This is a genomic window from Flavobacterium cutihirudinis, from assembly GCF_003385895.1.
GTDB lineage: Bacteria > Bacteroidota > Bacteroidia > Flavobacteriales > Flavobacteriaceae > Flavobacterium > Flavobacterium cutihirudinis.
In genome coordinates, this window is sequence record NZ_QRDQ01000007.1 from 538,212 (window position 1) to 550,675 (window position 12,464).

The 12,464-nt window shown below is 32.4% G+C and carries 10 protein-coding genes; 5 read left to right on the plus strand and 5 right to left on the minus strand.

What is annotated here, in order from left to right:
• The first annotated feature begins 20 nt into the window (after positions 1-20).
• From BD847_RS02345 to BD847_RS02360, 4 genes are all read left to right on the plus strand, one after another.
• Entirely contained in the window at positions 21-2,156 is a 2,136-nt protein-coding gene (locus tag BD847_RS02345; protein ID WP_115886652.1) for a S9 family peptidase, read from the plus strand.
• A 70-nt stretch (positions 2,157-2,226) separates the two neighbouring features.
• Positions 2,227-3,267, plus strand: a complete 1,041-nt coding sequence (locus tag BD847_RS02350; RefSeq protein ID WP_115886653.1) for a PLP-dependent cysteine synthase family protein — start codon at positions 2,227-2,229, stop codon at positions 3,265-3,267.
• 353 nt (positions 3,268-3,620) lie between these two features.
• The gene (locus BD847_RS02355; RefSeq protein WP_115886654.1) at positions 3,621-4,544 is read left to right on the plus strand and encodes a LamG domain-containing protein; all 924 of its coding nucleotides are present in this window, start codon (positions 3,621-3,623) and stop codon (positions 4,542-4,544) included.
• Positions 4,545-4,925: 381 nt separating this feature from the next.
• Positions 4,926-5,837: a LamG domain-containing protein gene (locus BD847_RS02360; protein ID WP_115886655.1), complete on the plus strand. Its 912-nt coding sequence runs from the start codon at positions 4,926-4,928 to the stop codon at positions 5,835-5,837.
• A gap of 68 nt (positions 5,838-5,905) precedes the next feature.
• Here BD847_RS02360 and BD847_RS02365 read toward each other — a convergent pair whose 3' ends face one another.
• The 5 genes from BD847_RS02365 to BD847_RS02385 all read right to left on the minus strand — a co-directional run bounded on the left by BD847_RS02365 (position 5,906) and on the right by BD847_RS02385 (position 11,708).
• Complete coding sequence (locus BD847_RS02365) at positions 5,906-6,097, minus strand: hypothetical protein (RefSeq protein ID WP_115886656.1); 192 nt, start codon at positions 6,095-6,097, stop codon at positions 5,906-5,908.
• Positions 6,098-6,476: 379 nt separating this feature from the next.
• The gene (locus BD847_RS02370; protein WP_026729302.1) at positions 6,477-7,190 is read right to left on the minus strand and encodes a YebC/PmpR family DNA-binding transcriptional regulator; all 714 of its coding nucleotides are present in this window, start codon (positions 7,188-7,190) and stop codon (positions 6,477-6,479) included.
• A gap of 168 nt (positions 7,191-7,358) precedes the next feature.
• Positions 7,359-9,386 (minus strand): carboxy terminal-processing peptidase, encoded by a 2,028-nt coding sequence (locus tag BD847_RS02375; protein WP_115886657.1) that lies wholly within the window; start codon positions 9,384-9,386, stop codon positions 7,359-7,361.
• A 228-nt stretch (positions 9,387-9,614) separates the two neighbouring features.
• Entirely contained in the window at positions 9,615-10,697 is a 1,083-nt protein-coding gene (gene gcvT, locus BD847_RS02380) for a glycine cleavage system aminomethyltransferase GcvT (protein WP_115886658.1), read from the minus strand.
• A 123-nt stretch (positions 10,698-10,820) separates the two neighbouring features.
• Positions 10,821-11,708: a YitT family protein gene (locus BD847_RS02385; RefSeq protein ID WP_115886659.1), complete on the minus strand. Its 888-nt coding sequence runs from the start codon at positions 11,706-11,708 to the stop codon at positions 10,821-10,823.
• A 299-nt stretch (positions 11,709-12,007) separates the two neighbouring features.
• Between BD847_RS02385 and BD847_RS02390 the strand changes: the two genes are divergently transcribed.
• On the plus strand, positions 12,008-12,460 hold the full coding sequence (locus tag BD847_RS02390; protein ID WP_115886660.1) for a hypothetical protein: 453 nt from the start codon (positions 12,008-12,010) through the stop codon (positions 12,458-12,460).
• Positions 12,461-12,464: the final 4 nt, after the last annotated feature.

Below are 12,464 nucleotides of genomic sequence, written 5' to 3' on the forward strand. Positions count from 1 at the left end.
TTAATCCAATAGAATATTTTATGAAAAAATTAATTTTGTTCTGTTGCGTTTGTAGTATTTTTGCTCCTTCGTATTTAAAAACAAATGCTCAATCAATGCAAGAAAATATACAAGCTCCAAAAGCTAAGGAAATTCCAAAAACATTAAAAAAACATAAAGAAACCCGAATCGATAATTATTTTTGGCTGAATGATAGAGAAAATCCAGAAGTTATAGATTATCTCAATAAAGAAAACGAATATTACCAACAAATGACCGCTCATACTAAAGGTTTTCAGGAATCTTTATATGAAGAGATGAAAGGAAGAATTAAAGAAGATGATTCATCAGTTCCTTATTTCTATAATGGTTATTATTATATTACACGTTTTGAAACAGGGAAAGATTATCCAATTTTTGCCAGAAAAAAAGGAAGCCTTTCGGCAGAAGAAGAAATCCTGTTCAACTGTAATGAAATGGCAATAGGCCACGCTTATTTTAAATTAGGAGGTTTAAGTATAAGTCCTGATAATAAATTTGCCAGTTTTGGAACTGATATTGTGGGACGAAGAATTTATACTGTTCAGATCAAAAATCTTGAAACAGGAGAAATTCTACCAGAAAAAATCGAAAATGCTACAGGCGGATCTGTCTGGGCAAATGACAATAAAACTATTTTTTATACCAAACAGGATGAGGTTACTTTAAGATCTGATAAGATTTTTAGGCATAAATTAAACACAGATCCAAAAACCGATGTTTTAGTGTATAATGAATTAGATGATACTTTTAATGTTTCAGTAAGTAAAGAAAAATCACGAAAGTACATTGTTATTGGTTCATCAAGCACTTTGACGACAGAATATAGAATCCTTAATTCAGATAATCCTGAAGGTGAATTTGAGGTTTTTCAACCTCGCGTGAGAGGTTTGGAATATAGTATTTCACATTATGAGGATTCCTTTTATATTTTGACCAATAAAGACAAAGCGACTAATTTTAAACTGATGAAAACTCCTGAAAATAAAACAGGAAAGAAAAATTGGGTTGATCTTATTCCGCATCGAGAAGATGTTTTATTGGAAGATATTGAAATCTTTAAAAATTATTTAGTTGTAGAAGAGCGCTCAAATGGTTTAAATCATATTCGTATTATGCCATGGAACGGCGAAGAGGATTATTATCTGCCTTTTGGAAGCGAAACCTACAATGCTTTCACCACAACAAATATTGATTTTGATACTGATATTTTGCGCTACAGTTATCAGTCATTGGCAACGCCGTCATCGGTAATTGACTTTAATATGAAAACCAAAACCAAAGAAATCTTAAAAGAGCAGCAGGTTTTAGGTGGGAAATTTGATAAAGAGAATTATGTCGAAGAGCGTGTTTGGGCAACAGCAAGAGATGGTGTAAAAGTGCCAATTTCGATGATTTATAAAAAAGGATTAGTGAAAAATGGTAAAAATCCGTTGTTGTTGTATGCATATGGCTCTTATGGAATTACGATGGATACTTATTTTTCGTCAACCAGACTTTCTTTGTTAGACCGCGGATTTGTTTATGCGATCGCCCATATCAGAGGAGGAGAAGACTTAGGAAGACAATGGTACGAAGATGGAAAACTGTTAAAAAAGAAAAATACCTTTACAGATTTCATCGATTGCTCTAAATTTGTGATAAATGAAAAATACACTTCGCCTGAACATCTTTATGCTGAGGGTGGATCTGCAGGAGGACTTTTGATGGGTGTGATTGTAAATGAAGCACCTGAATTATACAATGGCGTTATTGCGCAAGTACCTTTTGTAGATGTTATAACAACAATGCTGGATGACAGTATTCCGCTTACAACCGGAGAATATGACGAATGGGGAAACCCAAATAATAAAAAGTATTATGATTATATGTTGTCCTATTCACCTTATGACAATGTAAAAGCGCAAAGTTATCCTAATATGTATGTATCAACAGGATTGCATGATTCTCAGGTACAATATTGGGAGCCAGCTAAATGGGTAGCCAAATTGAGAACTATGAAAACAAATAATAATTTTTTGTTTTTAGATACCAATATGGATGCCGGACATGGCGGGGCTTCAGGACGTTTTGAGGCTTTAAGAGACTTAGCAAAGGAATTTAGTTTTTTATTAGATTTAGAAAAAATTAAAAGCTAATTAGATTTTTTTTGTTAAATTTGCAACCTATCGAGGTTATTTTGAAATACCTTTGATTAACTATTTTTTTATGAAAGAAGAAATAAACGCTTATAATAATGTTTTAGAGTTAATAGGTAATACCCCACTTATTAAACTAAATAAAATCACCGAAGAGTTAGAAGGAAATTTCTACGCAAAGGTAGAAGCTTTTAATCCAGGTCATTCCTCAAAAGATAGAATAGCGTTATATATTATTGAAGAGGCCGAAAGAAAAGGAATACTTTCTCCAGGCGACACTATTATTGAGACTACATCGGGTAATACAGGTTTTAGTCTTGCAATGGTAAGTATTATAAAAGGTTACAACTGTATTTTGGCAGTAAGTTCAAAATCATCCAAAGACAAAATAGACATGTTGAGAAGTTTAGGAGCCAAAGTATATGTTTGCCCTGCTCACGTTTCTGCTGACGATGAAAGATCTTATTATAATGTAGCAAAACGTTTGCATGAAGAGACTAAAGGTTCTGTTTACATTAATCAATATTTCAATCAATTGAATATTGATGCTCACTACAACACTACAGGTCCTGAAATTTGGGAACAAACTAAAGGAAAAATTACCCACCTTATTGCATGCAGCGGAACCGGAGGAACAATTTCCGGAACAGCAAAATTCTTAAAAGAACAAAATCCAAATATTAGAATTTTAGGCGTAGACGCTTTTGGATCAGTATTGAAAAAATATCATGAAACAAAAGAGTTTGATAGTAAAGAAATTTATCCGTACCGTATCGAAGGTTTAGGTAAGAATTTAATTCCATCAGCGACTGATTTTGATATTATCGATAAGTTCATGAAAGTTACCGATGAGGAAAGTGCTCACTCAGCAAGAGAAATCACTCGAAAAGAAGGTCTTTTTGTGGGTTATACTTCAGGAGCAGTAATGCAAGCTATCAAACAATATGCAGAAGAAGGCGAATTTACTAAAGAGAGCAATATCATTGCAATCTTCCCTGATCATGGTTCGCGTTATATGAGTAAAGTCTTCAGCGACGACTGGATGAATGAACAAGGATTCTTTGATAGTATAAATGAGGAAGAAGTTCAGAAAATAGAATTTGTAAAGTAATTAAAAGCTTTTCTAAAATATAAACTCCATCAATTTGATGGAGTTTTTTTTATATAGATTTTAAAGTTTCAAAAAAAAAGCTATTAGATAAGAATGAATGAAATTTGGTGTTTCTTTACAAATACCGTATTTATACGTAAGAACTTCATGTAATACTTGAGCTTCTTCTAAAATTTTAGTAAAATTTCAAGTAGTATAAATAAATGTAATTAATCGTTAAAATACATCAATTTTTGTTATTTAAACGATTATTTAGGTTAGTTATCGGAAAAATTTCCGTTAAAAAACGTAAAAATATAGTTTAGCAGTGTTAAAATGACGCATAGTTTTTTAATCCCCTAAATCTATACATTATGAAAAAATTACTACTTACTTTAATGTTTGTAAGTCATTTGAATGTTAATGCGCAAAACCCTATTCAGGAATTTAACTTCAATGGCACTTTGAATAATACTGCAAATACAACTTCCTTTATGGGCGCCAATAATTTTGTTGCTGACAGAATGGGAAATGTAAATAGCGCACAGCGATTAGTCAACAAAGCTTTAGAAGCTGTTATTGATGGCATTCCTCAAGAAAATAAACCAAGAACAGTTAGCATCTGGGTAAAATTTAATGATATAACCTCAGCAAATTATATTTGGGGTTATGGAACAGCTTATAATGCACAATATTGTGGATTGTTGCAACAAGCTACTTCAACTTCTAATTCTGATTTAAGTTTGGCGGGTTGGGGTGCAAGCAACGATGTTATTGTTTCTAGTCCGTTAACAAAAGGAATCTGGTACAATTATACTATTACTTATGACGGAACGGTTTCTAAAATCTTCAGAAATGGTGTCATGCTGAAATCATTAAACGGTATAGTTCGCGCTACAAAAGGTAATATCTTCCGCTTAGGCGAAATCAATACAACTGTAGGTATAAATGCTGATATAGATGATTTGAAGATTTATAATGTTGCAATGACTGATGAACAGGTTATAGCACTTTATGATGAATCTAAACCAGTTGTACCGGTTGTTGCTGAAACTACAGCACCTGTTGCAAAAGAAGAAAAAGTAGCAGCTACCCCAAAAGCAAAAACAGCAGTAAAGCCATCTGGATCAATAATTACAACTAGCGATGTAAATTCAGGATCTAAAAATATTGAAGTGTATTCACAAGGTCAGATGATTATTGGTAACAATGCAATGATGAGCATTGATGATCTTCCTGAAGGGACTTATTTACTTAAAGTAAGCAATAGTCCTGCTAAAAAAATAACTTCGAAATAAGAGTTTGGTTAATAGAAATAGTTAGTTTTTTATTTTTTATCATGTTGTTTAGTAAGCAATTTATTTTGGATAGTAGAAAAGCCTTCTGGACTTTCAGAAGGTTTTTTTAATTGGTTTACTGAAGTTGTTTTGTAAAAATGTTTTTACAAAAGGTATCCAAAAAAAAATGTGATTTTGTGTTTTCTGTAATTTATTAAAAACATTGTATTTATATGTTGTAAATGTTTTGTGATTTTGAATTTAAATTATAGTTTTAACAAAATTTTTGAATTAATAATTTTTATGCTTCAATGCAAGCTATTGTCTTAAAAATAATTCATGCTCTTTTTAATATAGTTTTTACGCCCATTATATAAATCTTTAAAACCTAAAATTGTAATTATGAAAAGAATACTACTTACTTTAATGTTTGTAACTTTTTTTAATGCTAATGCCCAAAATCCTGTTCAGGAATTCACTTTCGATGGAACTTTAAATAGTTCTGATAATACAATTTCATTATTAGGAACGCCAAATTTTGTCATTGACAGAAACGGTGCTGCTAAAAGTGCTCAACGACTTACCAATAAATTTTTGCAAGGAGTAGTAGGGGATCTTCCTCAAGAAAATAAACCAAGAACAATTTCTTTTTGGGTAAAATTTAATTCAATTGCTGCGGCAAATTACATTTTTGGTTACGGTACAGCGGTAAATAGTCAGTATTTTGGTTTGCTGCAACAGCCAGCAGTTTCAGGAAGTTCTGATGTAAGTCTAGTTGGTTGGGGTGATACAAATAATGTGATCACTTCAGTTCCGCTTCAAAAAGAGATTTGGTACCAATACAGTATTACTTATGACGGTACTAATTCTAAGTTATATCGCAACGGCGAATTATTAAGATCAGCAAATGGAGTTTCTCGTGCCACAAAAGGATATATTATTAGGTTGGGACAAATTAATGGGACAACTACTATAAATGTGGATATAGATGATTTAAAAATATATAATGTGGCTATGACAGATGAACAGGTTTTAGAATCTTATAACAGCTCGAAACCAATTGGGCAGGCTAAAACAGAAACTGCTCATGTTTCAAATGAGGTGAAAAAAGTTGCGGCAACACCTGTAAAGGCTCAAACAATATCAAAAACATCAGTTTCGCCAGCAGGGAGTTCGACTGAGAATTCAGATTCAAAAATTGTTGAGGTTTTTTCGCAAGGAAAAAAAATAACAGGAAGCAATGCCTCAAACATTTCAGATTTGCCTGAAGGAACCTATTTATTAAAAGTAACAAATAAACCTGCGAAGAAATAATTGTCTTTGCCAAGTTTTTAACCCATAATTGATGCAAAAAGCCTTCTGAATTTCAGAAGGCTTTTGTTTTAGTTTTTCTTTTGTTGTCCCGGTGCGTATGCTTTTGCACTTTTACTTCCGGACATTTTTTTAGCCTGGCCTGGTGGTACTTTTTTAGTTTTTGTTGGCCCAGTTGTATGTACGTGAGTGCTACAACTTACCACGCTTAATGCTAAAAATAGCGCGATCGCCGCTATTTTGGTGTGTTTTAATGCTTGCATTTTCTTGTTTTATTTGAGGTGTTACAAATATAAGATTCTGCTTGTATTTTTGTATTAGAATGTCTTAGTTTAAAGTGATTATAAACAGTAAATGGTCATTCTGGTTTGATTTTTTTATGTAAAAAAGAGTAATGAAAATTAACAAAGCCTCCTGATTTCAGAAGGCTTTGTTTTAACTAATTACACTTATAACAATAAATAGGATTACAAGTGCTATTACAGCAAATTTCATGAATTTTGAGGATTGCATAGTAAAGATTTTAAAATTTATATTCTGATATCAGCAAATATAAATTTTTATTTGAATCAAAAAAGCTAAAGTTTGTTAAAACAAAAAAGCCCCGGAAAATCCAGAGCTTTTGTATATTCTTGAAAAAAATTATTCTTCTTTCATAGTGTGATAAACGTTCATAACGTCATCATCTTCTTCGATTTTTTCGATCAATTTTTCTACGTCAGCGATTTGTGCTTCCGTTAATTCTTTAGTGATTTGCGGAATACGCTCAAAACCAGAAGATAAGATTTCTAAACCTCTGTTTTCTAATTCTTTTTGCAAAGCACCAAAGCTTCCAAAAGGAGCGTAGATTAAGATTCCGTCTTCATCTTCAAAAACTTCTTCAGCGCCAAAATCAATAAGTTCTAACTCTAATTCTTCAGCATCAAGACCATTATTAGCAATTCTGAAATTACAAGTGTGGTCAAACATAAATTCAACAGAACCCTGAGTTCCCATTGTTCCGTTGCATTTATTAAAATAACTACGAATGTTTGCAACGGTTCTGTTATTGTTGTCAGAAGCAGTTTCAATCAGGATCGCAATTCCGTGAGGTGCATATCCTTCAAAAAGAATTTCTTTATAATTGGCAGTATCTTTATTACTTGCATTTTTAATTGCGCGCTCCACATTGTCCTTAGGCATGTTGGCCGCTTTCGCATTTTGTATTACAGCTCTTAATCTAGAATTGGCATCTGGGTTTGGTCCACCTTCTTTAACAGCCATAACGATATCTTTACCAATTCTGGTAAATGTTTTGGCCATTGCAGACCAACGTTTCATTTTTCTTCCTTTTCTAAATTCGAACGCTCTTCCCATTTCTAATTTTTAGTTTTGTGATGCAAAAATACGGTTATTCCTTATTTTTCCAAAAACAATATTATTCTTTTTTTAATGTTTGAAATTTCAGGTTTCAGGTTTCAAGTTTCAGGTTTCAAGTTCAAATAGGAACGTGAAACTTGAAACCTGAAACTTCAAACAAACAAACTATTTTGAAGCATTGAATTCATTGATAACATTTACAGCTTCATTTAAGTATGGATTCGTTTTTAGATTCTCAATTTGATATTGATTTATTGTTTTTTCGTTAGGATAAACACCAAGCAGTAATTGATTTACGGTCGAATTGTAAACATCTAGCGGATTATTGTCTTCATTAAAAGTATTAATCTCTTTCCAAAGTGAGTTGATTTCTTTTTTTTGATTGAAAACAGCGTCCAGCGTCATCGGAATTTCTGCTTTAGGTGTATTTACGATCTGATCAATTTTTTGGTTTATTTTTTTGATATCATTAAAATAATAATTATCCGAAAGCCTTTGTTTTGAATTGCTGGCTAATTTGTCTATAAGATTTCGTTTTAGATAAGGTTTGAATTTTAGAGGTTCAATACTATCATTTTTAATGGCAGTAGGAAAATCACTTTCTTTCTGGAAAACATCTTCATAGAATTCTGGAAGAACAACATCAGGCGTTACGCCTATATATTGATGACTTTTGCCTGTAACTCTGTAAAATTTGTTGATTGTAATTTTTAGAAAATCAGTGTTTTTGGTTTCGTCAAGCGAAAGAATAGTCTGCATAGTAGCTTTTCCCAAAGTAGTACTGCCTATCAAAAGCGCACGATTATAATCCTGCATAATAGAAGAGAAAAACTCGCTTGCTGAGGCAGTATTACTATTCACTAATATAACAATTGGGCCTTTGTAAATAAGTCCTTTGTAAGGGTCATTTATAACAGATCGCTCTTGTTTGTTATCTACTACAATAGAAATTGGCCCGTAATCGATAAACATGCCGGCCATTTTGATAGCTTCTTCCATTGAGCCACCACCGTTGTTAATCAAATCGACAACTAAACCTTTTATATTGTCTCTTTCTAGTTTCATTACTTCGCGTGCAACATCATCTGCGCAGCCTTTTCTGCTATTTCCATCCAGGTCTGCATAAAAGCTTGGAATTTTAATGTAACCAATTTTACTGTCTTTCCCGATGATAAAACTATAAACCGAATTTTCTTCGTCTTTCATGACTTGCTTTTCGATATAAACCTCAAAACTTTTGCCTGAATTACGTTTTAGTGTCAGGGTTATGTTTTTGTTTGCTTCAGATAAAATCATTGTTGAAATAGATTCTAAAGAAGCACAGGAAACTTTTAGGGTTTCTTTTTGATTGGAAATGGAGACAATTTGATCTCCTTTTTTAATCAATCCGGTTTGGTATGCGGGACCATTTGGATCTACTTCTTCTACAATAATTTCGTTTTTTTCATTTAGATTAACCGTCATGCCAAGTGATAAATGCTCTTTTGAAAGAGAAGCAACGAAACTTGATTTAGAATCGTCACTAAAATAGGCAGTATGCGGATCGAAATAGGTACAGAAATAATTGTATAGATTTTCTTGTTGGTTGATTTTAGTTTCTAAGAGTGTGTTGATTCTGCAAATTTCATTCGACAAAATCTGTTTACTGATTGTTGCTTCAATCGAAGTCAGATTGCTTTTTATAGAATCAAGATTTTCGCTTGTTTCAGCAATTTCGTCGAGAATTTGGTAACGGATTTTTTTCAGCCAGACTTTCTCTAAATCTTCTTTTTTTAGATAAAACGGGAATGATTTTTTATAAAATCGTATAGTATCATTTTTATTATAATCAATTTTTCCGGCTTGAATTTTTTCTAAAACCTCTTTTGTTCTTATAAGACCGTTTTTATATTTGGAAGTAATATCGGCCAAAAAACTGCAATCATTACTTAAAATTAAGTCATCTAAATTTAGACGGTATTTTTTTGACAATTCATCATACTCACTTTTAAAAAGAATATTTCTTGAAGGATCTAACTCGTTGATTAAGTTATCAAATACAAAAGTTGACAAGCTGTCATTTACCGGTTTCGGACGTATATGTTCAGTCTGAATCATTGCATTTATCTTATTCAATATACTGCAAGTTTCCGCGCTATTTTGACTAAATAGTGTAGCTGAAGTCAGTAAAAATAACAGACATATCTTTTTCATAAGTGGATAGTTCTTCGTTTAGACTAAAATTACGGTATTTTTTTGATAATAAATAGTAATTTCAAGGAATATCGATAACTAAAAGATTTTGTCTGTGAATGGCATCATTGGCTCAAAATTTACCTGTTTTCGTTACTTTAGAGCAAACTCAATTGCTATATTTTGGCGCAAAAAAAAAGCATTACAATTAGTAAATCGTAATGCTTTTTTTAAATTATGTCTAAAAAATTATTTCTTGTAAAAAGGCAATTTCACCACTTTAGCAGGAACATCATTTTTTCTGATTCTGATAAAAATATCGCTGTCAACCGAGCTGTTTGCAACTGTAACATATCCTAAACCAATTCCTTTATTCATAGAAGGCGACATAGTTCCCGAAGTTACAATTCCGATAACCGCTCCAGAACCATCAACAATTTCGTAATCGTGTCTTGGTACTGCACGTTCCTGCATTTCAAAAGCAACTAGTTTTCTTGTAACACCTGCTTCTTTTTGTTTTTTTAGCGCTTCAGAATTTGTAAACTCTTTTGTGAATTTAGTGATCCATCCTAAACCAGCTTCAAGCGGAGAAGTTGTATCGTTGATGTCATTTCCGTATAAACAGAATCCCATTTCAAGACGTAATGTATCACGTGCCGCAAGACCAATTGGTTTAATTCCGAAAGAAGCTCCAGCCTCAAAAACCTTATTCCAAATCGCTTCTGCATCAGCATTTTTGCAGTAAATTTCAAAACCTCCAGAACCTGTATAACCTGTAGCAGAAATAATTACATCATTGAAACCAGCAAAATCAGCCACTTCAAAATGATAATAAGTAATCGCAGACAAATCGATAGAAGTTAATGGCTGCATGGCCTCAACAGCTTTTGGTCCCTGAATAGCCAATAATGAATACTCATCAGAAAGATTTTTCATTTCCACTCCCAAATCATTGTGAGATGAAATCCAATTCCAGTCTTTTTCTATATTTGAAGCATTTACAACAAGTAAATACTCTTCTTCTTTCATTTTATAAATAATCAAATCATCAACAATTCCGCCTTCGTTGTTTGGAAGACAAGAATATTGCGCTCTTCCAATTGTTAAAGTCGACGCATCATTAGAAGTTACTTTCTGAATCAAAGCCAAAGCATTTGGTCCTGTCAATAAAAATTCACCCATGTGTGAAACGTCAAAAACACCAACGGCATTTCGAACTGTTTCATGTTCAGCATTAACACCTTCATAAGTAATAGGCATGTTGTAACCGGCAAAAGGAAGCATTTTTGCTCCTAAACCTTCATGTATGTGCGTAAGCGCAGTATTTTTCATTGTGTTGTTTTTATATAATTGTTTTGCAAATCTATTTAAAAAATATCTAATTAGAATAGCTTAAATTATAAATTTCGCAATGATTAAGAGCAATTTTCTGCTTCCCGATAATAATCGATGCTTCTAATGTTTTTTCTTAAAACGCAGAATTCCGCCGCTTGCATCTTTTATATATTGAATAAACATAAAAGCATCTGGATCAAGTTGTGTTATTTCCTCTTTTATACGAAGTAATTCCAAACGGGTGACAATGGTTACAATAATATCGCAATCCCATTTTTCATTAAAACTATCTGGCAAATAACCACGTTCTCCTTTTATAATGGTTATGCCTTTTCTAAATTTTGTGGCGATCAATTCTTTTATTTCGTCGCTTTTGGCTGAAATAATATGAAGTGAAATATATTGCTCAACGCCTTGTGAAATGTAATCTAATGATTTTACAGCTGAGAAATAAGTAACAATAGAATACAATGCAGTCGATATTCCGAAATACCAGGCTGCAGCGAGAAATAGCAAACTATTTATACCAAAGATTACTTCAGAAACATTTAAACCAATTTTTCTTGTAGTAAGCAAAGCTAAAATCTCAATACCATCGGCCGTAGAGCCACTCCGAATACAAAATCCCATACCGACACCAATGAGACAACCTCCAAACAAAGCGATTAATAAACGATCTGAAGTCACGGCCTCAATATGAACAAAATTAATGCTCAAGGCTATCATTACGAAAGTTATCAGACTTTGAAAAGCGAAAGTACTTCCAAGAATTTTTTGTCCAATAAAGAGAAACGGAATGTTTAAAACAAGAATTAAGGCTCCAAGCGGAAGATGAAAAACTTCATGTAAAAGAATCGAAATTCCGATTACGCCGCCATCTAAAAATTTATTTGGAAGCATAAATCCTTTTAAGGCTAAAGTGATAAGAATTACTCCAATTAAATTGAGAAGGATATTTTTAAAATTAAAAATTTCTTTCCAATCTATTGCGTGTTTTATTGCAGTCATAAGCGTGGGATTGGTTAACAAAAATAAAATCGGAATTTATTTGTAAAACGCTTAAAAACAATATTTTACATTTATAAATATAAAGAATTTACTTCTTTTGTTTTGCATTTGTTCGACGAAATGGCGGTTTAATCCGTTTAAATCACCGTTAGGCGATTTTATAAACTTTGGAATAAAAAAATTACTAAATTTGATTTATTATAAAAGTATTTGTTCCTCAAAATCAACCTGTTAAACTGTGGTTCCTGACTAATTTTTGGCCTGTAAAAAATAAATTAATTAACCTAAAAAATTAAATTATGGGTAAAAATGTCCAGATAGTTTTAACTGTTGATGCCAGCAGTCTCTATCATATGGAAAATCCTTCGCAGGATGATATTCACGATCATTGTTCACTTTCTGATGATAATGATGGAGTTAGTGAAACCGGAAAAGTTGTTGATTTTTTAAGCAATGTCTATATTGCTCAAAATGTGGAATGGGTGGGCGAGTCTACAGACGAAGGTTATGATGTTGCAATTGATAGTATTGTTTATGATTTTGACCTAAACGATCCAAGTGATATTTATTTTCTCGATGATGACATTACTATTACTGGCTCAGGAGGCAGAAACAGCAAAGTCATTGCAACTGTAAAAGATCAGGCCGATATAGCCGAAACCAATAATATCTACAAAATCAATTTTAGTATTCATTATCAGGATACCATTAAAAAATACCTCGTTGATCCTAAATTAAAAGCCAATACATAAAGAT